The sequence below is a fragment of the Paraburkholderia sp. BGA-UO-ETr-F21 genome, assembly GCF_059567925.1.
The window spans coordinates 58,080-82,369 of the sequence record NZ_JCAQOY010000014.1; the positions used below are offsets into that span (position 1 = coordinate 58,080).

The window sequence follows — 24,290 nt, forward strand, 5'->3', positions numbered from 1 at the left end:
CCCGGTGACTGACAGGCGCAGCGACGTTGTAAAGCATGACCCGGCGGCACGCGCGGCGACAGGCGGCGCGCCGACGCAGGAAGCCCTCGAAGCCCATCTTGCGCCGTACGCGGCGCATTCCGCACAATCGCGCGGCCGCCGCTATCCGGAAGCCGCGCCCAGCGCGCGCACCGAATTCCAGCGGGACCGCGACCGTATCGTCCATTCGACGGCATTTCGCCGGCTCGAGTACAAAACTCAGGTCTTCGTGAATCACGAGGGCGACCTGTTTCGCACGCGTCTGACTCATAGCCTGGAAGTGGCGCAGATCGCGCGTTCGGTTGCACGCAATCTGCGTGTGAACGAGGACCTCGTCGAAGCCATTTCGCTCGCCCATGATCTTGGCCACACACCATTTGGCCACGCGGGTCAGGACGCGCTCAACGAATGCATGCGCGAACATGGCGGCTTTGAGCACAATTTGCAGAGCCTGGCGGTGGTCGACGATCTTGAGGAGCACTACGGCGCGTTCAACGGTCTGAACCTGTGCTTCGAAACGCGTGAGGGTATTCTCAAGCATTGCTCGCGCGAGAATGCGCGGCGGCTGGGTGCATTGGGCGAGCGCTTTCTCGAAGGGCGGCAGCCGTCCGTCGAGGCGCAGATCGCGAACGTTGCCGACGAGATCGCGTACAACAACCACGATGTCGACGACGGCTTGCGTTCGGGCCTGCTCACCGTGGAGCAGCTCGCCGAAGTGGAGTTATGGCAGGTGCACTACGAGGCGGCGCGCAACGACTTTCCTCAGATCGAGGGTCGGCGGCTCATTCACGAGACGGTTCGCCGCATCATCAATACGCTGATCGTCGATCTGATCGATACGACCAAGCTGAATCTCGAACGGCATGCGCCGGCGTCGCTGGATGCCGTGCGTTCATCGCCCGCGCTCGTCGCGCATAGCGAAGCGATTGCCGCGCAGGCGGCCGCGCTCAAGCGCTTTCTGTTCAAAAACCTGTATCGCCATTATCGCGTGATGCGCATGGCCAACAAGGCGCGCCGCGTCGTCGCGGGTCTGTTCGACGCATTCACCGACGATCCGCGGCTGTTACCGCCGAGCTATCAGTCAACGGACGCATCGCAGCAACCGCGGCTGATCGCCCATTACATTGCGGGTATGACGGATCGGTATGCGGTCAAGGAATACCAGCGCCTGTTCGTGATTGACGATAACTGATCGACGTCGCCTGAGTTTGCGTGCGGCTGGGCCGTATTCTTTGATGTTCGCGTCCGCCGCATGTTTTTACGCGCGCCGCACGTTGCCTTCACGTCGACCGCACACACGGAGACGCTCTCCGTGACGATGGAGCGGCTGAGCGCACGTACACGAGCTGATGACCGCGCAGGAAAGCTGATGACCGAGGGACGCAAGCCGCTGACCGCACGCACTCGGTCCGTTGATTGCACCTACGCGAACTGCTCGCCGCATGCATGCGACTTGCTGACCGCTCGCCCCTAAGCTACCGACGTACGTACCCGAGCCGCCATCGCCCTCCGGCGACAGCCAGCCTCAGCAGGAATCGCCCGTTCGAGGCGGCCCCGCTCGTCGTCTGCTCGCGCTTTAGCGCAACCGCGAAGCGAACAGCGCGCCGGCAATCAACGCCACGCCGCCGACGATCGCAATCGTCTGCCACGGATTTTCATGCACGTAGTCGTCGGCATCCGAGATGGCGACTTCGGCGCGTTCGCGCACGGCTTCGCGCGTGTCGTTCAAGCGGGCGCGCGCCACTTCGAGTTGCTTGCGAAGCTTGCTGCGCAGCGCCACTGCATCAGCCTGGGTGCCGTCGGCCAAGGTCGATTCGAGTTCCGACATTAGCGTGCGCAGTTCGCCTGCGATATCTTCGGCCGCATGGCGGCTATGGCGAGCGATACGCCGCGCACGGCGGCTGGTGCTGGTCCAGGATTCGCCGAGGGCGTCTCGCGTATTCGGAAGTGCAGTCATGGTCGCTCCGTCGATGAGGTGAAAGGGTCCCGCGCGCTGTCACGAAGACGCACTCTCACGTCTGAACGCGGGAAACACCCGGTGAACGCAACTTTGGTGCCAAACCCGGAGGCCCCATCCACCGTGGCGCGGGCGCATATTCGTCCGCACATATTGCACTGGCTGGCGCGATTGCGGGTCAAATTTACAAACGCTTGCGCCTCGCCAGGCTTTGCCTGCAAAGGTGCGAAGGAGACGGGTCCGGCCCGTGCCAAAAGAAAAACGCCGCCATGGGATGCATGACGGCGTTGTCCAAGCCACGAAAATTCGACTACCCTAACTCAACGGCCCCTAATTTTCTGAAGCGTTAGAAACGGTAACCGATATTGACGTAGGAAACGATCGGGTTCAGTTTGATCTTGGTTTGCGATTGCACATTCAGCGTGCCGACGGGCGTGTTTGCAGCAGTGTTGAGCTTCGCGGTCGTGCTGAGCGGCAGGTAGGAAATCGATACGCCCGCGAACCAGTGCTGGTTGAAGGCGTAGGTGAAGCCGGCATTAAACACCGGCTCCCACGAACTATCCGTAGTGACGCTGGTCGGACCATGCAGAACGTTTGCCTCGAATGCGCTGTTGGTGATCTTTTCGTCGGTGAACCAGATGCGGCTCACGCCAACGCCGAGATACGGCCGGAACGTGGCGGTCGGGGCATTGAAGTAGTACTTGAACAGCAGAGTCGGGCTCCACTGTTTTGCCTGACCCAGCTTGCCGAATTGTGCGAGGCTGCCCGAACCTTCCAGGTCGAACGAGGGCGGGATGCCGATCACGAACTCTGCTGCGATGTGGTCGGTGACGAAGTAGCCGGCAGTGAAACCAAGGGTGTCGGCTGAACTGAGTGTTGCACCGGTATTGGCTTCAGTGATGTTGGTCGGGCTACCACCAATGCTTGTTACTTTGAGCGGCTCGCTGCTCGATTGAGGCGCAAGATGGAACCAGCCCGTCGTGACGTAAAAGCTTCCGGCCGATTGCGCGTGAGCTGCCGTTGTCATGCAGGCTAGCGCCGCGATCCCCGTTACGGCCTGTTTTAATTTCATAAGTGCTCCTCCAAAAAAGGCCCGCTCATTATGACGAGAACGTTTGAAACAAACCATACGCGGCGGTTAGAGCTTTCTCCCTAAGCTCCGCGCGGTTTCTGGCTCTGCCGCGCCGCGTCTAACCTTGCGCGGATGCGGTTCTTCGGACCTTCGGGTATGTACCAACGCGACTATTGGATACTCCAGCATGGCACGGCTTGCACGTCTCTATGTCCCTGACCAGCCGCAGCACGTCATCCTCCGCGGGCTCGATCAGCAGCCCGCATTCGTCGACGACCAGGACTACGAGCTTTTCATCGATTGTTTGAAAGCGGCTTCACGCGACCACCATCTGTCCATCCACGCGTATGCGTTGATGCCAAGCGCGGTGCAGCTGCTCGTCACGCCGACCGAGGAGTCGAGTCTGCCGAAAGCGATGCAGGCGGTCGGGCGCCGATACGTGGCGCACTTTAACAGGCGCTATGCGCGCCGGGGCACGTTGTGGGAAGGGCGCTACAGAGCGACGGTGATCGAAGGCGAGCGCTACTTTCTGCTGGCGAGCCGTGTCGTTGAGATGTGCCCGGTGCGCGCCGGCCTCGTGAGCGCGCCGGAGGATTACCGCTGGTCGAGTTACCGCCATCACATCGGCCTGACACTCGACAGCCTGATCACGGATCATCCGCTGTACTGGTCGCTCGGCAATACGCCATTCGAACGGCAGCGCGCGTACCGGGAACTGTGCGAGCAGCCGCTCGATGAACGCGAAGCGAGCCAGCTTCAGCAGGCCACCCTGAAAGGCTGGGTTCTGGGTAGCGACACGTACCGCGAGTGGGCGGCGAGGGCCGCCAACCGGCGTGTATCGCCGCTGCCACGCGGGCGGCCGCGAAAGGTGCGCGAGACGCCGCAACAGCAATAAAACGTTTCGCATCAAAGGGCTGCATCGAAACGGCATCTCCGCATGCCGTTTTCTTTTGCACGATTTTGATGTGGCACCAATAAAAAATAGCCGCAATGCACCAACTTGATAATTGGGGTTCAATCATCATGTTTTATTTGCTATTCCATTGATTCGTCGCGTATATTCCGAATTCCGGCGCTTTTTGACACGCGTAGCATCGAGCGTTGAGCGCGCCGTCGCGGTCGCGAACGCGGTTGTGAATCGCACTGCGGCAATAGAAAAACGGTTTAACGGCCTGTCCGGCCCCTTACAGACGGTGTCCCCATGAACGACCACCAGCAACCGATCCATCCGGTTCCCGCCGCGCAAGGTCTGTACGACCCGCAAAACGAGCATGACGCCTGCGGCGTCGGCTTCGTCGCTCACATCAAGGGCAAGAAAAGCCACGAGATCATCGAGCAGGGCCTGAAGATTCTCGAGAACCTCGACCACCGGGGCGCTGTCGGCGCCGATCCGCTGATGGGCGACGGCGCGGGCATCCTGATCCAGATCCCGGACGGCTTCTATCGCGAGGAAATGGCCAAGCAGGGCGTGGTGCTGCCGCCGCACGGCGAATACGGTGTCGGCATGGTCTTTCTGCCGAAAGAACACGCTTCGCGTCTCGCCTGTGAGCAGGAGCTGGAACGCACGGTGAAGGCCGAAGGCCAGGTCGTGCTGGGCTGGCGCGATGTGCCGGTCGACCACACCATGCCGATTTCGCCTACCGTCAAGGCGAGCGAGCCGTTGATCCGCCAGATCTTCATCGGCCGCGGCAAGGACATCATGGTGACCGACGCGCTCGAGCGGAAGCTGTACATCATCCGCAAGACCGCGAGCCACCGCATCCAGGCGCTCAAGCTCAAGCACGGCAAGGAGTATTTCGTGCCGTCGTGCTCGGCGCGCACGGTCGTCTATAAGGGCCTGCTGCTGGCCGGCCAGGTCGGCGTGTACTACCGCGACCTGCAGGACGAGCGCACGGTGTCGGCGCTGGCGCTGGTGCACCAACGCTTCTCGACCAACACGTTCCCCGCGTGGGAACTGGCTCACCCGTACCGCATGATCGCCCACAACGGCGAAATCAACACGGTCAAGGGCAACGTGAACTGGCTCAACGCCCGTACCGGCGCGATCGCATCGCACGTGCTCGGCGACGACCTGCCGAAGCTCTGGCCGCTGATCTATCCGGGCCAATCGGACACCGCCTCGTTCGACAACTGTCTCGAACTGCTGGTGATGGCCGGCTACCCGCTCGTCCACGCAATGATGATGATGATCCCGGAAGCCTGGGAACAACACACGCTGATGGATGACAACCGCCGCGCGTTCTACGAATACCACGCCGCGATGATGGAGCCGTGGGATGGCCCCGCTGCAATCGCCTTCACCGACGGCCGCCAGATCGGCGCGACGCTCGACCGTAACGGCCTGCGTCCGGCGCGCTACATCATTACGGACGACGACCTCGTCATCATGGCGTCGGAAGCCGGCACGCTGCCCATTCCCGAGTCGAAGATCGTCAAGAAGTGGCGTCTGCAGCCGGGCAAGATGTTCCTGATCGACATGGAGCACGGCCGCATCATCGACGACAAGGAGCTCAAGGACAACCTCGCGAACGCCAAGCCGTACAAGAGCTGGATCGACGCCGTGCGCATCAAGCTCGACGAGATCGAGGCAAAGGCCGAAGACGTCGCCACGGAACGCCGCGAGCCCGCCGCGCTGCTGGATCGCCAGCAGGCGTTCGGCTACACGCAGGAAGACCTCAAGTTCCTGATGGCGCCGATGGCGCAAGCCGGCGAAGAAGCGGTCGGTTCGATGGGCAACGACTCGCCGCTGGCGGTCATGTCCAACAAGAACAAGACGCTGTATCACTACTTCAAGCAGCTGTTCGCGCAAGTGACGAACCCGCCGATCGACCCGATCCGCGAAAACATGGTGATGTCGCTGGTGTCGTTCGTCGGTCCGAAGCCGAACCTGCTCGACACGAACAACATCAACCCGCCGATGCGTCTCGAAGTGTCGCAGCCGGTGCTTGACTTCAAGGACATCGCGAAGATCCGCGAGATCGATCAGTACACGGGCGGCAAGTTCAGCTCGTATGAACTGAACATCTGCTATCCGGTGGCGTGGGGCAAGGAAGGCATCGAAGCACGCCTCGCCTCGCTGTGCGCGGAAGCCGTGGACGCGGTCAAGTCCGGCTACAACATGCTGATCGTGTCGGACCGCAAGACCGATCGCGACAACGTGGCGATTCCGGCGCTGCTGGCCACCGCCGCGATCCACACGCACCTCGTGCAGCAAGGTCTGCGCACGAGCACGGGTCTGGTCGTCGAAACCGGCTCAGCGCGTGAAACGCACCAATTCGCGCTGCTCGCGGGCTACGGCGCGGAAGCCGTGCACCCGTACCTCGCAATGGAAACGCTGGGCCAGCTCGCAGCCGGCCTGAAGGGCGACCTGTCGCCGGAAAAGGCGGTCTACAACTTCACCAAGGCAGTCGGCAAGGGCCTGATGAAGGTCATGTCGAAGATGGGCATTTCGACCTACATGTCGTACACCGGCGCGCAGATTTTCGAAGCGGTCGGCCTGGCTGAAGACCTGGTGGTGAAGTACTTCAAGGGCACCTCGTCGAAGGTGGGCGGCATCGGCCTGTTCGACGTGGCGGAAGAAGCGATCCGTCTGCACCGCGAAGCGTTCGGCGACAACCCGATTCTCGCCAACATGCTCGACGCAGGCGGCGAATACGCATACCGCGTGCGCGGCGAAGAACATATGTGGACGCCGGACGCGATCGCCAAGCTGCAACACTCGGCGCGCAGCAACTCGTACCAGACGTACAAGGAATACGCGCATCTGATCAACGATCAGACGAAGCGCCACATGACGTTCCGCGGCCTGTTCGAATTCAAGTTCGATCCGACCAAGGCTATCCCGCTCGACGAAGTCGAACCGGCGAAGGAAATCGTCAAGCGTTTCGCCACCGGTGCAATGTCGCTGGGCTCGATCAGCACGGAGGCTCACGCCACGCTGGCAATCGCCATGAACCGTATCGGCGGCAAGTCGAACACGGGTGAAGGCGGCGAGGACGTGAACCGTTACCGCAACGAGTTGCGCGGCATTCCGATCAAGAACGGCGACACGATGAAGTCCGTGATCGGCGACGAAGTGATCGTGGACATTCCGCTGAAGGCGGGCGATTCGCTGCGCTCGAAGATCAAGCAGGTGGCGTCGGGCCGTTTCGGCGTGACGGCGGAATACCTCGCGTCCGCTGATCAGATCCAGATCAAGATGGCGCAGGGCGCGAAGCCGGGTGAAGGCGGTCAGCTGCCGGGCCACAAGGTGTCGGAATACATCGGCAAGCTGCGTTACTCGGTGCCGGGCGTCGGCCTGATTTCGCCGCCGCCGCACCACGACATCTACTCGATCGAAGATCTGGCGCAGCTGATCCACGATCTGAAGAACGCCAACTCGGCGGCCAGCGTCTCGGTGAAGCTGGTGTCCGAATCGGGCGTCGGCACGGTTGCCGCAGGTGTGGCCAAGGCCAAGGCCGATCACGTCGTGATCGCCGGTCATGATGGCGGCACGGGCGCGTCGCCGCTGTCGTCGGTGAAGCATGCCGGCACGCCGTGGGAACTGGGTCTGGCCGAAACGCAGCAAACGCTGGTGCTGAACCAGTTGCGCGGCCGTATCCGCGTGCAGGCCGACGGTCAGATGAAGACCGGCCGCGACGTCGTGATCGGCGCGCTGCTCGGCGCGGACGAGTTCGGTTTCGCGACGGCGCCGCTCGTCGTCGAAGGCTGCATCATGATGCGCAAGTGTCACCTGAACACCTGCCCGGTCGGCGTCGCGACGCAAGATCCGGTGCTGCGTGCGAAGTTCCAGGGTCAGCCGGAACACGTCGTGAACTTCTTCTTCTTCGTTGCAGAAGAAGCGCGCGAAATCATGGCGCAACTGGGCATTCGCAAGTTCGAAGATCTGGTCGGCCACGCCGAACTGCTCGATACGAAGAAGGGCATCGAGCACTGGAAGGCGAAGGGTCTCGACTTCTCGCGTGTGTTCTATCAGCCGCAAGTCTCGGCGGAAGTGGCGCGCAAGCATGTCGACGTGCAGGACCATGGTCTGGACAAGGCACTCGACCATACGCTGATCGAGAAGGCGAAGGCGGCGATCGAGAAGGGCGAGCACGTCTCGTTCATCCAGCCGGTGCGCAACGTGAACCGTACGGTCGGCGCGATGCTGTCCGGCACGATCGCGAAGAAGTACGGCCACGACGGCCTGCCCGACGACACGATTCACATCCAGTTGAAGGGCACCGCGGGTCAGAGCTTCGGCGCGTTCCTCGCGAAGGGCATCACGCTGGATCTGGTCGGCGACGGCAACGACTACGTAGGCAAGGGCCTGTCGGGCGGCCGCATCATCATCCGTCCGACCAACGATTTCCGCGGCAAGTCGGAAGAGAACATCATCTGCGGCAACACGGTGATGTACGGCGCGATCGAAGGCGAGTCGTTCTTCCGCGGCGTGGCAGGCGAGCGTTTCTGCGTGCGTAACTCGGGCGCGACGGCAGTTGTCGAAGGCACGGGCGACCACGGTTGCGAATACATGACGGGCGGCACGGTGGTCGTGCTCGGCGAAACGGGCCGTAACTTCGCGGCTGGCATGTCGGGCGGCATCGCCTACGTGTACGACCCGGACAACTCGTTCGCGGGCAAATGCAACAAGTCGATGGTTGCGCTCGATCCGGTCTTGCAAACGGCCGAACAGGAACGCACGGTCGACAAGGGCCTGTGGCACACCGGCACGACCGACGAAGCGCTGCTCAAGGGACTCATCGAGCGTCACTTCCAGTTCACGGGCTCGCCGCGTGCAAAAGCGCTGCTCGAAAACTGGGACGCGTCGCGCCGTCAATTCGTGAAGGTGTTCCCGACCGAATACAAGCGCGCGCTGGGCGAAATGGCCGCGAAGAAGGCGAACAAGGAAGTGCTGGCCGCCTGATTCGCAACGCTGTTCATCAGCAAGACGTCACCTTTAGCCGTACCCGCCGCGTGCGACCGATTCACGGTGCCGCGCGGCGGGTGTAGATCACCCCACCTTGATTAGATAGAGAAGAGAACCACATGGGCAAGGCAACCGGTTTTCTCGAGTTCGAACGCCGCCACGAGGCGTACGAAGCTCCGCTCACGCGTGTGAAGCACTACAAGGAATTCGTCGCCGCATTGACCGACGACGAAGCCAAGATTCAAGGCGCACGTTGCATGGACTGCGGCATTCCGTTTTGCAACAACGGCTGCCCGGTGAACAACATCATTCCGGACTTCAACGACCTGGTGTTCCATCAGGATTGGAAGAACGCGATTGAAGTGCTGCACTCCACCAATAACTTCCCCGAGTTCACGGGCCGCATCTGCCCGGCACCGTGCGAAGCGGCGTGCACGCTCGGCATTAACAACGACCCGGTCGGCATCAAGTCGATCGAGCACGCGATCATCGACAAGGCATGGACCGAAGGCTGGGTCGCGCCGTTGCCGCCGAAGCACAAGACCGGCAAGAAGGTCGCCGTGGTCGGATCCGGCCCCGCTGGGTTGGCCGTCGCGCAGCAACTCGCGCGCGCGGGGCACGATGTCACCGTGTTCGAAAAGAACGACCGCATCGGCGGGTTGCTGCGTTACGGCATTCCCGACTTCAAGCTGGAGAAGTGGCTGATCGATCGCCGCATGCGCCAGATGGAAGCCGAAGGCGTGACGTTCCGCGCCAACGTGTTCATCGGTAAAGCGGATTCGCTGCCGGCCTATATCGGCAACACGGCGAAGGAAACCATCACGCCGGATCAGTTGAAGGAAGAGTTCGACGCGGTCGTGATCGCGGGCGGCTCGGAAACGCCGCGCGATCTGCCGGTGCCGGGCCGTGAGCTGGAAGGCATCCACTACGCGATGGAATTCCTGCCGCAACAGAACAAGGTCAATGCCGGCGACAAGGTCGCGAACCAGTTGCTCGCGAAAGGCAAGCATGTGGTCGTGATCGGCGGCGGCGATACGGGTTCGGACTGCGTGGGCACGTCGAATCGTCATGGCGCGAAGAGCGTCACGCAATTCGAACTGCTGCCGCAGCCGCCGGAAGAAGAGAACAAGCCGCTCGTGTGGCCTTACTGGCCGATCAAGCTGCGCACGTCGTCGTCGCATGACGAAGGCTGCTCGCGTGATTGGGCGGTCGCGACCAAGCGTCTCGAAGGCAAGAACGGCAAGGTCGAGAAGCTGATCGCGGCGCGCGTCGAATGGAAGGACGGCAAGATGCAGGAAGTGCCGAACTCGGAATTCGAAATGAAGGCCGATCTGGTGCTGCTCGCCATGGGCTTTACGCAGCCGGTGTCGCCGGTGCTGGAAGCGTTCGGCGTCGACAAGGATGCGCGTGGCAACGTGCGTTCGCCGACCGAAGGCGACAAGGCGTATTACACGTCGGTGGACAAGGTGTTCACCGCGGGCGACATGCGTCGCGGCCAGTCGCTGGTGGTGTGGGCGATTCGCGAAGGCCGCCAGTGCGCGCGTTCCGTCGACGCGTTCCTGATGGGTCATTCGGAACTGCCGCGCTAAACGTCTCCGGCCGGTTTTTGCGCCTTGGCGCCAGAACCGGCCACTGCTTGCAGGAAGAGGTGGAGACGACACTGTGCCGCGTCAGCGGCGCATCGAGCGGTGAAAAAACAAAGCCGGGCACCTGAGAGGGTGACCCGGCTTTTCTATTTCGGCGCGCAACGACGCTACGTGCCTGACTTGCGATAGCGCGCCAACGTCAGTCCGTCCAGATCGATCTCCGGCTTGCGGTGCGTGATCAGATCCGCGACCACGCGCCCCGAACCCATCGACATCGCCCAGCCCGTCGAGCCGTGCCCGAGGTTCAACCACAGTTTCTCGATGCCGGACGGGCCGAGTAGCGGCGCGCCATCGGGTGTCATCGGACGGCGGCCCACCCAGAAATGCGCGGACGTGGGATTGGCCGCGTGCGGGAACCAGTCGCTGAGCACTTTCATCAGCGTTTGCAGGGCCTGTTCGCGCAAGGTGGTTTCACGATTGCCGAGTTCGGCGGTGCCGGCCACCCGCAGGTTGTCGCCGAAGCGTGTAATCGCCGTTTTCAGCGATTCGTCCATCAGCGCGGCGTGCGGGGCTTTCTCGTCATCGGTGACGGGCAGCGTCGCCGAATAGCCTTTCACGGGATAAAGCGGCACCTTCACACCAAGCCGCGCGAGCAGCGTGGCACTGTCGACGCCCAGCGCCACCACTACCGCATCCGCATGCAGCATCTCCGCGCCGCGCTCGCTCTCGATACGCACCGCGCGCACCGCACCGCCTTGCACATCGAGCGACGTGACGCGCGTGTCAAAACGAAAGCGCACGTCGTTGCGCTCGCAGATTGCGCGCAGTTCACGGGTGAAGCGGGCGCAATCGCCGGCTTCGTCGTCGGGCAGATAGAGGCCCGCGAGCGGCGCCTGACGCGCCCAGCGCAAGCCCGGCTCGATCTCGACACACTGCGCCGCGCTGACTTCCCGATGCGCAATCCCGGCGTCACGCAGCACGGCGAGCGCCGGCTGCGCGAGTTCGACGTCGTACTCGCTGCGGAACAACTGCAGATAGCCCTGGCTGCGGCCATAGTCGAACGGATGGCGGCTGCGGAATTCGTGCAGAGACTCGCGGCTGTAGTAGGCAATACGCTGCATGCGCTGCTTGTTGACGCGAAACCGTTCGAGATCGCATTCACGCAGCCAGCGCGCAATCCAGCGCCACTGGGCCGGGTCGAAGGTCGGGCGGAAGATCAGCGGCGAGGCTGGCTTGAACAGGTATTTGAGAATCTTCGCCGGCATGCCGGGCGCGGCCCAAGGCGTCACATAGCCCGGCGCGATCACGCCCGCATTGCCGAAGCTGGTGGAGAGCGCGACGTCCGGCTCGCGCTCGATCACGGTGACTTCGCAGCCCTGCTGGCGCAGGTAAAAAGCGGTGGCGACGCCGATCACGCCGCCGCCCAGAACAATCGTTTTCATGTGTGTGTACGGCGGATTCAGGCGGCAGGGCGGGTAGCCCCGAGCACCTTGCCCTTGGTCTCGGGCAGACACACCGCGGCGACGATCACGAGCAGATAACCGGAGCCCGCCACGATGCCCATTGCCTTCACCAGCGTCATGGTTTGCGACAGGGTACCGACCAGAATTGGAAAGAACGAGCCGAGTCCGCGCCCGAGGTTGTAGCAGAAGCCTTGTCCCGAGCCGCGTATCGCATTCGGATAGAGCTCCGACAGATAGGCACCCACGCCCGCGAAAATCCCTTGCACCACGATGCCGAGCGGAAAGCCGAGCGCGAGCATCATGCCGTCGGTAATGGGCAGCATGGTGTAGACCATGCCGAGCACGAACGAGCCGATGGCGAACAGCACGAACGACGCGCGCCGGCCGATCTTGTCGCACAGAATGGCGCCGACGATATACCCCGTGAACGAGCCGACGATCAGCACGATCAGATAGCCACTCGTGTTGAACACCGACAGATGGCGCACGGTCTTCAAATACGTTGGCAGCCAGGTAGTAATTGCGTAATAGCCGCCGAGCATGCCGGTGCACAGCGCGCTGCCGAGCAGGGTGGTTCTGAGGTGAGCGGCCGAGAAGATTTGCAGGAAGTGCGAGGTGTCGAAACCACTTTCGCGGGCCCGGCGCGTTTCGAGAAAGATATCCGGATCGCTCACGTTGCGGCGAATGTAGATGATCCACGCCGCGGGCAGCAGGCCGATCCAGAAGCATGCGCGCCATGCGTACTGTTCCGGCAGCAGGGCGAAGAAGGCCCAGTAAATGATCGCCGCAGCCGCCCAGCCGAACGACCAGCTGCTTTGCACGGTGCCCACGGCTTTCGCGCGATGCTGAGGCGAGCGAATGGTTTCGGCCATCATGATCGTCACGACCGACCATTCACCGCCGAAGCCGATGCCCTGCAACGTGCGCGTGGTGAGCAGTTGCCAGAACGAATGAGTGAAGCCGGACAGAAAGGTAAATAGCGCGAAAGTGGCGATGGTCCACTGCAGCACGCGGATGCGGCCATAGCGGTCGGCGAGAATGCCGGCGAGCCAGCCGCCCACCGCCGACGAGATCAGCGAACTGGTGGCGATCATGCCGGCTTCGCTCTTGGTCATGCCCCATGTCGCGATCAGCGTCGGAATGAGGAAGGAGTAAATCATGAAGTCGAAGGCATCGACTGCGTAGCCGCCGAATCCGGCGTACAGGGTGCGGCGCTCGCGCTGGGTCAGTTCGGTGAACCATTGGAGAGAAGGCATTTTTGTTGTGGTCTCCAGGACTTGTCGGCCGGCCGTGGGCACGAAGGTGGGGTGTTTGTATTCTACGGGGCGGAGGATAGTGGGGCCAGTCATGCTCAAAAATGGCCCGCGTTCCTTACCAACTACTACCGTGTAACCCAAAATATATCGAGCGTGGTTACACTGCGTGCGCAGCGCCGATGCTGCGACTCGCCTTCTCCGCCTCTCACCTCCGCGCCAGCCACGCCTAATGCCCGCCACCGCAAAAAACTGCTCGCCGTCCCGTCTCTCCGCGAGCACGTTTGTGCGGACACCGCAGATATCGGCCCACGAGACCATGGCATCGCGCCGGTGCTTTCTGAAGCGCTCAGCCGGCGTTCTGCTGATTTCCGGGGTTGGCGGCTCGCTGCTGTCCGCGTGCGGCGGCGGCAACCTCAGCGATGATTCGCCGGCAACGCCGCGCCTCGCGTCGGTTAGCAATTTCCGCGACGTCGCCGGAGCCGCACCGTATCCGACCGTCGACGGCAGGCAGATGCGCCGCGGCGTGTTCTATCGCGCGAACGTATTGACGCTGGACGCCGCCGACCAGGCCACGATCGACCGGCTCGGCATTGCCTCGGTCTACGATCTGCGCACGCCGGCGGAAATCGCGCGAACCGCCGATATTCTGCCGGGTGGTGCGACAGCTCAGACGCTCAACGTGCTGGGCACCGCCGACTTCGTCGCGCCGGCCTTCGACACGTCGGCGGCCGCGGTCGCGTTCATGGAAGCGCAGGCGCGCGGCTACGTCACCGGCACTGCCCAGCGCGCCGCTTACGGTGGGCTCCTAACAAGTCTGGCCGATGGTCCCGGCGCGCAACTGCTTCACTCAAGCGCGGGTAAGGATCGCGCGGGTTGGGTCGCCGCGCTCCTGCTCAGCATCGCGAACGTGCCGCTCGACGTGATCATGCGGGACTATCTGTTGAGCAACGTCTATCTGGCGCCGTGGATCAAGGCGCAAACCGACGCGCTGCGCGCGCAGGCCGGCGACGTTGTCGCTTCGGTCCAGGCGCCGTTGTTGAGTGTTCAGGAAAATTATCTGCAGGCCGGGTTCGATCAGGTGCAGTCGAGCTACGGGACGATGTCGAGCTATCTGACACGAGGCCTCGGCCTCTCGCAGGCGACGATCGATACCTTGCGGAGCCGCCTCGTGATCTGAACCACAGGAGCCTTGCGTTCACCGAAGGCAAAAAAAAACCGCCCCAAACGACAGGGCGGATAGAGAAGGGCGGCATCGAGGTTGCCGGGGGCGACTATAAAGCCGCCGCGCCTGTGAAAGACCCTCCAGTAAGGGCGCGTAAGCGCGTCCGGCCGCGCTCACGCCAGCGCCTGCACCACGGGCAATTCGATCCGCACTTCCAGACCGCCCTGCGCGTGATTGCGCACATGACAGCGTCCGCCGCGATGGTGCGCGAGCCGCGCGACGATCGCGAGGCCTAGGCCGCAATGGCCTTCGCCGCCACGCGCGGCGTCGAGTCGCACGAACGGCTTCATGGCGGCCGCGATGCGGTCGTCGGGAATGCCGGGGCCGTGATCGCGCACGCTGATCATCCAATGGCCATCGTGGCGCGCGGTGCCGATATCGACGGGCGGAGTGCCATGTTCGAGCGCGTTATCGACCAGATTCGTGACCAGCCGGTCGAGCAATGTGCGCGGCAGCGTAAACGACGAACCGGCGCGCAGATCGAGCGTGAACAGCGGCGTTTCGGTGCTGTCGCTGGCGGAGAACTGTTCCTGCAGAAATTCGTCGACTTCGACCGGCGGCCCGGCTTCGGCGGACTGGCCTGCGAATTCGAGAAACTGCTGGACGATGTTGGTCAGCGAGTCGACATCGCGGATCAGACCGGCGCGTTCGTTTTCCGCCACCAATACGCTCGCGCGCAACTTCAGGCGCGTGAGCGGCGCTTTCAGATCGTGCGCGACGCCGGCCAGCATCACGGCCTGGTCGTCGCCGGCTTCGTTCAGGCGCCGCATCATGTCGTTGAACGAACCGATCAGGTCGCGCAATTCGCGTGGGCCTTGCACCGTTACGGGTTCCGGGCGGCCGCCCGAGCCGAACGCCCGCGCGGCGTCGGCGACGCGCGACAGTGGCCGCTGCATCTGCCACGCGACGAACACGGAAAGGATCAACGCGGCGAGCAGCATCGAAATCGATTCGATCAGAAAGCGCGGGCGCGGCGGAACGTCGACCGGCACGACGACCCAGTTCGATTTGCCTGGAAACAACACCCACAACTGCGGCGGGCGCAGGTCGTCGACGGCGATGCGGGTGCCGGGCGGCAGATTCTCGCGCAGATGCCGGCTCAGTTCGACCAGCGGGTGATGCGTCGGCTCTTGCAGATGCACGCTAGCCGGCATGTTCCAGGTGGGCACGAGGTGCACGCGCATGGCGGGCGCGAGCGCGGCGCCTTTCATCGGTTCGCCGTTGACGGCTTGCAGCACGAGCAGAATGCCGCGCGCGAAACCGTCGATTTCATGACGCGGCGGCTGCATTACCACCAGCACGAACCAGCCGGCCTGAATCGCGAACAACACCGCTGCCGAGAGTAACGCCATTCTGCCGAACAGCGTGTTCAGCGGGTTTTTCATGCGCTTGAGGCGGCCTCGTCGGCGAACGGCGTGCCGTCGGCGTCGGGCACGAACACATAGCCTTTGCCGCGCACCGTCTGCACGTAGCAGGGATTGGACGGATCGTCTTCGATTACGCGGCGCAGGCGCCAGATCGGCACGTCGAGGCTGCGGTCGCGAAAAGCGAGGTTGTCGCGATGCACGAGATCGTGAATCAGCACGCGCGAGAGCACCTTGTACGGATTGTTGACGAAGATCTTCAGGAGCGCGAACTCACTGTCGCGCAGCGGCAGCTTCGAATTGTCCCGGCACAGCGAACGGGTTGCGAAATCGAGTTCGAACGGGCCGAAGCGATACGGCTTGCGGGATTCGGGCGCGCTCGTGGTGGACGGCCCACGCCGGCGCAGCACGGTGTGGATGCGCGCGAGCAATTCGCGTGGATCGAACGGCTTGGTGAGGTAGTCGTCCGCGCCGAGCGAGAGCCCGACAATGCGGTCGGCCACCGTGCCGCGCGCCGTCACGAAGATCACCGGAATGTCGTCGCCGGCGGCGCGCAGCGCGGTGAGCGCGCGCAGGCCGTCGGTGTTCGGCATCATGATGTCGAGCACGACGACCGACGGCCGTTCACGCTCGAGCCGGCGCTGGAGATGGGTGCCGTCGTGCAGCACGGACGCGTCGAAGCCGTTCGATTGCAGAAACTTGCAAAGCAGATCGCGTACGACCGGATCGTCGTCGACGATGAGGACCTGTGGATTCATGGCGAAATTTTAGACTGGCGCGTGCAACGCGCGTCCGACTCTTTTCTTACCAATGCTTACGTCACGCCGCGCCGCTGCGGGCGATGCGCTTGTCAGGCCCGCCACACAAGGCTCTCGGCATATTTCAGCGCGGCCATGTTCGGCAATGCGCGCTGCCATGCTGCCACTCCTTTCGCATAGCCAACATTCCTCCGAAGAAAGAATTTGTGCCTGTTTGGAAGCGGCCGCAACGGCGCGCAACGGCTCGTAAGAACCGCCGGAAAGCGCGCTTTCCTTCATGCATCGGCGCTGCACGCCCGGCGGGATGATTCGTCGTGCAGTACGTTGCGCCGCATGCTGAAAACAGCCTAACGCCTTGGGCCCACGGCAGGCGGCGTGAAATCGAAACCTAGCGCCACGCGAGGCTCACCATGACCGTTCCCAGCAATCTCTCATCCACCCGCTTTTCGTCCCTGGCGGCGACGCCGCCAGCAGGCAGGCCCGCAGCCGCCAGCAACCCAGGCTCCGCTGCGCAGCCGCGGGAGTCCGCCGGCCAGGCGCAGCCGTCGCTGCCCGCCGGGCTCGTCGGCCACCATGTCAATACGACAGCCTGACGTCCTGAGGCCCATGTGTCGACCCCGAGAATCCTTCATCGCTTCATGCGTGTCGCCGCGTGGTTGACGCTCGGCGCGGCGCTGCTACCCCTGGGTGGCTGCGCCGTCGCCGCGCTGCCGTGCCGGCTGACTTCGGCCACGCTGAAAATCATCCCGGTGGTTGGCCATGCCGCGGCCTCGCCGTTCGACATGTGTTCATCCGCCATCGACTGAATCATGACACTCAAACGGATTGCCTGCGCGCTGGCGTTACTGGGCGGCGTGTTCTCGCTGACTGCGCAAGCGCAGCCGCTCGTGCGGGAGGCGAGTGCGGCGAGTGCCGCAACGAAAGAGCCTTCCGCCGACGCGCGGCGGCGCTCGCCAGACGCGCCGTTCGCGTTTCGAGGCGTGGCGCTCGGCATCACGCTCGACGAATTCCGCGCCGGCTCGACCGTGCGGGCCACGCCGCTCGGCAGCGTGCCGGTCTGCGAGACGGACGTGCAGGCAGGCGCGCTCGGCATGCGGCTCAAGTCGCATGACAGCCTGACGGTGGCGTGTCGCTGGGCGCATCGCGCGGACAACGGCTGGGAGGTGTCGCAAGCGGTGGTCGACGGCGCGCCCGCGCTGGAGCATGTGCTGCGTTTCGCGCGTGTGGACGGACAAAGCGCGCTGCGTCTGTACGAGATTTCTTTCGTGATCGACGAGATCACCGCCGACGACTTGCGCGAAGCGCTCGCGGACCGATACGGGCCGCCGCGTCTCGCGACGCGTACCGTGTCGGCGTCGTCGGGCGCGATGCCCACGTATGTCTGGGAAAACGCCGTGAGTTCGATCACGTTGTGCTTTCTGCCGGGCACACGCAACGGCACGCTCACCTATTTGCTGAAGGGCTCGGATGCGTGGGTGAAGTCTGTCGTGCGGCAGTGGCAGGCGAGCGGCGCGGAGGCTGGTTGATGAGCGGCATTGAGTGGGGCCGAAAGGCCCGTTTCGAACCCGGCCGACCCGGCCAAGGAGTAGGTATGACTGCGGGCATGACTGCGCTGCGTCTCACTGTCGCGCTAGGCGCGGCGACCTGCGTTGCGGCTTGCGGGAGCACGCAGCAAAGCTCGATCGTCGATACGCCGATGGCGCCACCGCTCGCCTCGGCGCCACTGAACGTCAACACGCAAGGCGCGATCTATCAGGCCGGCAGTCCGCTGCTCCTGTACGAGACGCCGCGTGCCCAACATATCGGCGATGTATTGACGATCCGTCTCTCGGAATCGTATAGCGGCAATAACAGCGCGACCGCGGCGGCGAGCCGCTCGAGCAGCATTACCGCCGACGCCGCCGACCATTCCACCAATGCTGCCGCGCGCCTTGCGCGACTGTTCAACATCGGCTCGGCGAGCACCGAATACAAAGGGCAGGGCAGTCTCACCGATGCCAGCGGCATGAGCGGCACGCTCGCCGTCACGGTGATCGGCACGATGTCGACCGGCAACCTCGTGGTGTCGGGCGAGAAGGTCATTGCGATGAGCGGGAACCGCGACAGGTTGCGCCTGTCGGGCATCGTCAATCCTAAGGATATCGAAGCGGGCAACTACGTGGCGTCGAGCAAGGTCGCGAACGCGCGTATCGAACAGGCCGGTGTGGGGATGGTGTCCGACGCCACGACCATGGGCTGGCTGCAAAGAATGTTCATGAGCGTGCTGACGTTCTGAGCACGTTCTGAGCCGTCGACTCATTGCGAATCTGCCAACCAGGAGGTGCGATAGCCATCGCACCTCGCGTCACATGCTAGGCCAGCGGCGCGCCGCGTTCGGCTGCGCCGATTTCACCGTCCGGCACGAACACGTAGCCGCGTCCCCACACGGTTTGCACATAGCGTGGTTCGGACGGATCGACTTCGATCAGCCGGCGCAGACGCCAGATCGACACATCAAGGCTGCGATTGCGATGTATCTCGCTGTTGCCGTGCAGTTTTTCCAGCAACTGCGCGCGCGTGAGCACGGTCATCGCGTGGGTGACGAATATCTTGAGCATGGCGAATTCGCTCGAACGCAGCGCAATGCGCTCGCCTTCGTGACGCAATTCGCGCGCCGGGAAATTCACTTCGAAACGGCCGAAGCGATACGGCGCGCGCTGCTCCGGCGCGCTCGGAGCAATCACGCTGCGACGGCGCAGCACGGTGCGAATCCGCGCAACCAGTTCGCTCGGTTCGAAGGGCTTGCCGAGATAGTCGTCCGCGCCGAGTTCGAGGCCGATCACGCGGTCGATCGGATCGGCACGCGCGGTCAGCAGAATCACGGGAATGTCGTCGCCGGCCACGCGCAACGCGCGCAACGCGCTAATGCCGTCGAGCTGCGGCATCATGATGTCGAGGACGATCAGGTCGGGCCGCTCGTCCTGCAATTTGCGCTGCAGGCCGAGGCCATGTTCGAGCGTGTCGACTTTGAAGCCGCGCCCTTGCAGATATCCGCTGACGAGTTCACGTATCACGGGATCGTCGTCGACGACCAGAATGGATGGGTTCATTCAGGTCATCTTAGAGAACCGCGCGTGCGCAGCAAAGCGCGCCACGCTTTCGAATCCTTTCCCCTGTAAGAGAAAGCAAGCGATCTGTGCGCCTAGTTCGCCTGGGAAGTCTGAATGGTCTGCGGCGGCTGGCGAGAGAAGTCGGTTCGATCGACGACCATTCGCTCGATCAGGCCATTGAGCTTGGTCGATGCCGAAGAGAAGCGGTCGGTGTTCAGGCCGCCGGTCTGATAGCGGGCGGTGACGAGAATACGGCCGTTCTGGATCAGCGTCAGGTCGATGATCGACAGATACTGGATCGTTTCGTCGCTGAACGAACGGCGGCCGTAATCGATCGCGGCGTTGTAGACGAGCCGCGCCTCGCAGCCGGCGGGCGACGTGCCCGGATTGTAGACTTCCGAACGAATGCCGCGCCGGTCGAGCGCGAGTTGCAGCGCCGGCACGAAATCGCCGACCGACACGTTCTGATTCACTTCGATGCAGACGTTGCGCAAGTCAGCCGGCCGGCCGTTGACGAAGGTCGGCGATGAATAGTTCGCCGCGATCGCGTAGCCCGCCTGAATCACCGAGCCGGTGGCGTCGGCGGCCTGAATCAGCGTCCACGCGCAGCCGTTCAGGCCGACCGCCAGCGTGGCGGAGACGGCGAGCCATGCGCAGGGACGCTTCAACATGCGCCACGCAGCCCGCGGGGCTCGCGTGAATGCGTGGGCGGGCATGCTCGGCATGAAGGTCATGAGGCGGCGCCAGGTGACGGTCGGTGAATTCCGTAAATCACAGCGGACAACGGCGATCAGGCTCACGTTCAGCGCGTGACGCGCAGGCGCAATTCGTTTTGCCCTTGCACGCTTGCCGTGACGCTGACGCGCCGCGCGGGGGTGGTCACGATGAAATGCTGGCGCGTCGGCGTATTGATGTCGTGCACGACGTTCGGGAAGCAGGCAGCGATGTCGGCGCCGAATTCTTCCAGCGGATCGGAGACGACGCCGTCCGCTTGCCAGTGCGCGCGCCAGTGGCAGTCGTAGGCGTGCGAGTTGGCGCGGCAGTCGTCGGCGCTTTCGGTGCCAGGCAGTTGTGCGGCGGCTTGGGTCTGCAACTGCCGGAAATCAGTGGCGTCGACGATGTGCTTGAGCGCGGGGCAAACGTCGGCGGGCTCGTTAGCCGGGTTGGCCTGGTTCGCTTGTGCCGCATAAGCGGCGCTCGTGACGAGCAGCGCGCCGAGCGCAAGCGCGAGACGCGGGGTCAAAGGATGGGAGCGGCGATCGAATGACATGTCGGGAATCCAGTAGCGGTGAATGACGTGGGGCAGGACGTGGTACGGCCCGCACGACTATCGTCGCCGCCGGAGGGCATTTTCAAAGCGCGGAACAGCTTGCCCGCTTCGCAAATGCTTTCGAACTCTTCTCGCGTGTTTCGGAATGTTGCGCCGCGTTGCGTTGCGTTGGGCGGCGTGGAGTGCAGTGCGTCGCTCAGCCGAGCGTCAGGCCGCCGTCGACGTGGATCACCTGGCCGGTGATGTGGCGCGCTTCGTCGGAGAGCAGGAATGCGATCAGCGCGGCGATATCCGTGGGCTCGGCGACATGGCCGAGCGGCGTCGCTTCGGCGGCGCGAGTCCACACCGACGCATTATCGGCACTCGGTCCGCGATCTTTACGGGTATAGCCGGGCGCCACGCAATTGACTGTCACGCCGTGCGGCGCGAGTTCCGCAGCCGCGGTTTTCGCCAGCGATTCGAGCGCCGCTTTCGCGGCGGCCGTTGCGGCAAACGGCGTGTCCACGCGGTAGCGGTGCGCGACGAACGAGCTGAGCGCGACCACGCGGCCGCGCTTCGACGTTTCCAGCGCGGGTGTCGCACGTTTGACGAGCGCCGCGAACGCGGCCGGCATGGCCGCGAAGGCTGCGCTCAACGCGTCGGCATCGAGCGCATTCAGCGTTTGGCGCTGCGCGTGTCCGGCGTTGGCGACCAGTTGATCGAGCGCGCCGAAGTTCGCCAGCGTTTGATGGATCACGTGTTCCGCGGCGCCGCGTTCGGCTAGATCGCCGAACACCGTCGCGCAGCGTGCGCCGTTTGCGCTGCAATCGGCGGCGACTTGCGCGAGTCGTAGGCGCGCTTCGTGATCGGCGCCGCGTGCGTGCAGCATCAGGGCCGAGCGCGGCGCGGCGATGCGCCGGGCCAGTGCGGCGCCAATGCCGGAGCCGGCGCCGGTGATCAGCACGACACGCTCGAATCCGGCGCTGCCCGCGTCGTTCAGGTCGGCGATGGCGCTTATGACGCTCATGCGGCGATCGCTTCGTCCGAGCGCTCGACCTCGAGCGTCTCGTCATGGAACGCAGCGAGCGACTCGCGATGCGCGACACTGACAATCGCCGCCTTCGGCAGCCGTTCCGTGAACAGGCGATACAGGCGCGCCTCGTTGTCCGCGTCGAGCGCGCTGGTCGCTTCGTCGAGGAACAGATAGTCCGGCTTGTGCAGCAGCACGCGCGCGGCGGCGAGGCGCTGTTGTTCGCCCGGCGACAGAATGCGGGTCCAGTGTCCCGATTCCTGCAGACGGTCCGCGTATTCCGACAGGTGGCAGACGACGAGCGCTTCGCGGCATTCGTCGTCGGTGTAGGTGTCCACGGAGGAGGGGTAGGCGAGCGCCGCCTTGAGGGTGCCGATCGGCATATAGCTGACCTGCGGGATGAACATGATGCGCGCGTTGACCGGGGCGTCGATCGAGCCGTCGCCGAACGGCCACAGGCCGGCGAGGGCGCGCATCAGCGTGCTCTTGCCTGAACCCGACGGGCCGCGCACCAGCCAGCGCGAGCCCGGCCGGATCGCCACATCGCGAATGCGCGACAGCGGGTTGCCGTTAGGCAGGGCGAGTTTGAGGCCCTCGGTGGAGAGCTGGTCTTCGTCGACGAAATGCAGATTGATGCCGCCGTGCGCGGTTGCCGGCGAGACCGATTCCTTCAGCCGCGGTGCGTGCACGACGCGCTTGAATTCACGCAACCGGTTCACGGTGGCGCGCCATTCGACCAAGGTGCCGTAACTGTTGATGAACCACGAGAACGAGTCGCTGACGGTGCCGAATGCGCTGGAAATCTGCATCAGCACACCGAACGTGAAGGCGCCGGCGAAGTAGCGGGGCGCGGCGACCACCAGCGGAAAGATGATCGCGATCTGGCCGTAGAAGCTCAGCACGAACGTGAGGCGCTTGGTGTACTTCATCACCTGCCACCAGTTGTCGCGGATGCGGCCGAACAGCGAGTGTGCGTTCTTCTTCTCGGTTTCCATACCGTTGTAGAAGGCGATCTGCTCGGCGTTTTCACGCAGACGGATCAGGCCGAAACGGAAATCCGCCTCGACTTTCTGCGCCTGGTAGTTGATCGGCACGAGCGGATGGCCGACCTTCTGGATGATCAGCGAACCGACCACGGCGTAGAGTGCCGCGGCCCACACCATATAGCCGGGGATCTCGATCGGCATGCCGCCGAGCGAAATGGTCAGCGCGCCGGCAAGCGACCACAGGATCGTGATGAACGACACCAGCGTGACGACCGTGGAGAGCAGGTCGAGCGTGAGTGAAAGGGTGCTGGTGGCGAACGATTGCAGATCGTCGCTGATCCGCTGGTCGGGGTTGTCGGCGAGGCGGTCGCGTTCGATCCGGTAGAACGCGCTGTCATTCAACCACTCGTTCAGGTAGCGCGTGGTCAGCCACTGGCGCCAGCGAAAGCCGAGCATCTGGCGCAGGTAACGGCCGTACACCGCGAGGATGATGAAGCCGAACGCGAGCGCCGAGAACACCATCAGAAGGTGCGGGAAGTCGTGCACGTTCTTGGTTTGCAGCGCGTTGTAGAAGTCGGCGCTCCAGCGATTCAGGCGCACGTTGATCCACACTACGAGCAGATTCATCACGATGATCGCGATGAGCAGGCCCCATGCCGTTTTTCGTTCTTCGGAAACCCAGTAGGGTTTGATCAGGCTCCAGGCGGAGACTTTTTCGTCGGGCGGCAGCGCGGGGCTGGCAGTGGTATTCGGTGTCATGAGCATCCTGAAGTAGTGCTGGCCCATTAGGGGCTGGCCCATTGGGGCTGACCCATGTGGGGCTGACCCAGCGGGGCAGGTCCGTCTGCGGGCTGCCCTGCGGCGGGTTTGCGGTACAGGCCCGGGCGTCGTGCTCGACGAACGCACGCGCGGGTGAGCGTCCGATTCTGGCGCGAAGCCCTTAAGCGAAAATTAAGTTGCGCCGCGAGACCTCGCCCCGATACCGCGCGAACGCGGCGTGGCCGTCTGGTGCGCCGGCCGCGCCGCGTTCGTGCGGCATCTGTGCTGGCATTGTGCCAGAGCACCGCCCCAGGCCGTATTGATTAAGCGAAAGATGGTGCCGGATCAAACCGCGTGCGGCGCGGCGGGGCGCTGGTTTGCGAGGGGCGCGTCTTTTATGGTCTAATGGACTTCGACGAAACAGGGGTGCTTCGCGCCACAGGCGGCATGGTTTTCATGCTGCGGCGGCGAGGCTGAGAGAGACCCTTTGCACCCGATCCGGGTAATACCGGCGCGGGAAGTTTCCGGAAGCAGCCAGTCTTCCATTCCCCGCCGGGCGGCGTTAGTCATTGG

The 24,290-nt window shown here is 63.6% G+C and carries 19 protein-coding genes and 1 riboswitch; of the genes, 8 read left to right on the top strand and 11 right to left on the bottom strand.

What is annotated here, in order from left to right:
* The first annotated feature begins 4 nt into the window (after positions 1–4).
* The gene (locus AC57B1_RS10390) at positions 5–1,210 is read left to right on the top strand and encodes a deoxyguanosinetriphosphate triphosphohydrolase (RefSeq protein WP_496417467.1); all 1,206 of its coding nucleotides are present in this window, start codon (positions 5–7) and stop codon (positions 1,208–1,210) included.
* A gap of 384 nt (positions 1,211–1,594) precedes the next feature.
* Here AC57B1_RS10390 and AC57B1_RS10395 read toward each other — a convergent pair whose 3' ends face one another.
* Together AC57B1_RS10395 and AC57B1_RS10400 are read right to left on the bottom strand one after the other, a co-directional pair.
* A complete protein-coding gene (locus tag AC57B1_RS10395; protein ID WP_007180171.1) occupies positions 1,595–1,975 on the bottom strand; it encodes an ElaB/YgaM/YqjD family protein in 381 nt (126 codons plus the stop codon).
* Between the two features lie 346 nt (positions 1,976–2,321).
* A complete protein-coding gene (locus AC57B1_RS10400) occupies positions 2,322–3,047 on the bottom strand; it encodes an OmpW/AlkL family protein (RefSeq protein WP_408353124.1) in 726 nt (241 codons plus the stop codon).
* 187 nt (positions 3,048–3,234) lie between these two features.
* Between AC57B1_RS10400 and AC57B1_RS10405 the strand changes: the two genes are divergently transcribed.
* From AC57B1_RS10405 to AC57B1_RS10415, 3 genes are all read left to right on the top strand, one after another.
* Positions 3,235–3,942: a transposase gene (locus AC57B1_RS10405; protein WP_496417468.1), complete on the top strand. Its 708-nt coding sequence runs from the start codon at positions 3,235–3,237 to the stop codon at positions 3,940–3,942.
* A gap of 306 nt (positions 3,943–4,248) precedes the next feature.
* Complete coding sequence (locus tag AC57B1_RS10410; protein ID WP_496417469.1) at positions 4,249–8,952, top strand: glutamate synthase-related protein; 4,704 nt, start codon at positions 4,249–4,251, stop codon at positions 8,950–8,952.
* A gap of 122 nt (positions 8,953–9,074) precedes the next feature.
* The gene (locus tag AC57B1_RS10415; RefSeq protein WP_496417470.1) at positions 9,075–10,544 is read left to right on the top strand and encodes a glutamate synthase subunit beta; all 1,470 of its coding nucleotides are present in this window, start codon (positions 9,075–9,077) and stop codon (positions 10,542–10,544) included.
* A 164-nt stretch (positions 10,545–10,708) separates the two neighbouring features.
* Here AC57B1_RS10415 and AC57B1_RS10420 read toward each other — a convergent pair whose 3' ends face one another.
* Both AC57B1_RS10420 and AC57B1_RS10425 read right to left on the bottom strand, forming a co-directional pair.
* The gene (locus AC57B1_RS10420) at positions 10,709–11,983 is read right to left on the bottom strand and encodes a D-amino acid dehydrogenase (protein ID WP_408301879.1); all 1,275 of its coding nucleotides are present in this window, start codon (positions 11,981–11,983) and stop codon (positions 10,709–10,711) included.
* Between the two features lie 17 nt (positions 11,984–12,000).
* Positions 12,001–13,260 (bottom strand): MFS transporter, encoded by a 1,260-nt coding sequence (locus AC57B1_RS10425; RefSeq protein ID WP_408185636.1) that lies wholly within the window; start codon positions 13,258–13,260, stop codon positions 12,001–12,003.
* A 229-nt stretch (positions 13,261–13,489) separates the two neighbouring features.
* On the opposite strand from AC57B1_RS10425, the gene AC57B1_RS10430 reads away from it, so the two are divergent.
* Positions 13,490–14,437, top strand: coding sequence for a tyrosine-protein phosphatase (locus AC57B1_RS10430; protein WP_496417471.1), 948 nt, complete (start codon positions 13,490–13,492; stop codon positions 14,435–14,437).
* A 158-nt stretch (positions 14,438–14,595) separates the two neighbouring features.
* Here the strand turns inward: AC57B1_RS10430 and AC57B1_RS10435 are convergent, their stop codons facing one another.
* A complete protein-coding gene (locus AC57B1_RS10435; protein ID WP_496417472.1) occupies positions 14,596–15,867 on the bottom strand; it encodes an ATP-binding protein in 1,272 nt (423 codons plus the stop codon).
* Positions 15,864–16,604, bottom strand: a complete 741-nt coding sequence (locus AC57B1_RS10440) for a response regulator (protein ID WP_408353115.1) — start codon at positions 16,602–16,604, stop codon at positions 15,864–15,866. The genes AC57B1_RS10435 and AC57B1_RS10440 overlap by 4 nt, the downstream gene beginning before the upstream one ends.
* 638 nt (positions 16,605–17,242) lie before the next feature.
* Here AC57B1_RS10440 and AC57B1_RS10445 point away from each other — a divergent pair.
* The 3 genes from AC57B1_RS10445 (at position 17,243) to AC57B1_RS10455 (ending at position 18,879) form a co-directional block, all read left to right on the top strand.
* On the top strand, positions 17,243–17,410 hold the full coding sequence (locus AC57B1_RS10445) for a DUF6726 family protein (RefSeq protein ID WP_216668815.1): 168 nt from the start codon (positions 17,243–17,245) through the stop codon (positions 17,408–17,410).
* A 3-nt stretch (positions 17,411–17,413) separates the two neighbouring features.
* Positions 17,414–18,130 carry a hypothetical protein gene (locus AC57B1_RS10450; protein WP_496417473.1) on the top strand — a complete coding sequence of 239 codons (717 nt, stop codon included), beginning with the start codon at positions 17,414–17,416 and terminating at the stop codon, positions 18,128–18,130.
* A gap of 77 nt (positions 18,131–18,207) precedes the next feature.
* Positions 18,208–18,879 carry a flagellar basal body L-ring protein FlgH gene (locus AC57B1_RS10455; protein ID WP_408353165.1) on the top strand — a complete coding sequence of 224 codons (672 nt, stop codon included), beginning with the start codon at positions 18,208–18,210 and terminating at the stop codon, positions 18,877–18,879.
* A gap of 76 nt (positions 18,880–18,955) precedes the next feature.
* Here AC57B1_RS10455 and AC57B1_RS10460 read toward each other — a convergent pair whose 3' ends face one another.
* The 5 genes from AC57B1_RS10460 to AC57B1_RS10480 form a co-directional block, all read right to left on the bottom strand.
* Entirely contained in the window at positions 18,956–19,693 is a 738-nt protein-coding gene (locus AC57B1_RS10460; protein ID WP_408353111.1) for a response regulator, read from the bottom strand.
* Between the two features lie 92 nt (positions 19,694–19,785).
* A complete protein-coding gene (locus AC57B1_RS10465) occupies positions 19,786–20,364 on the bottom strand; it encodes a hypothetical protein (RefSeq protein ID WP_286162016.1) in 579 nt (192 codons plus the stop codon).
* Between the two features lie 131 nt (positions 20,365–20,495).
* Positions 20,496–20,963 carry a hypothetical protein gene (locus tag AC57B1_RS10470; protein ID WP_408353109.1) on the bottom strand — a complete coding sequence of 156 codons (468 nt, stop codon included), beginning with the start codon at positions 20,961–20,963 and terminating at the stop codon, positions 20,496–20,498.
* Positions 20,964–21,159: 196 nt separating this feature from the next.
* A complete protein-coding gene (locus tag AC57B1_RS10475; RefSeq protein WP_496417474.1) occupies positions 21,160–21,969 on the bottom strand; it encodes an SDR family NAD(P)-dependent oxidoreductase in 810 nt (269 codons plus the stop codon).
* Positions 21,966–23,717 carry an ABC transporter ATP-binding protein/permease gene (locus AC57B1_RS10480; protein ID WP_408353105.1) on the bottom strand — a complete coding sequence of 584 codons (1,752 nt, stop codon included), beginning with the start codon at positions 23,715–23,717 and terminating at the stop codon, positions 21,966–21,968. The genes AC57B1_RS10475 and AC57B1_RS10480 overlap by 4 nt, the downstream gene beginning before the upstream one ends.
* A 412-nt stretch (positions 23,718–24,129) precedes the next feature.
* A riboswitch (TPP riboswitch) is annotated at positions 24,130–24,254 on the top strand.
* Positions 24,255–24,290 lie beyond the last annotated feature (36 nt).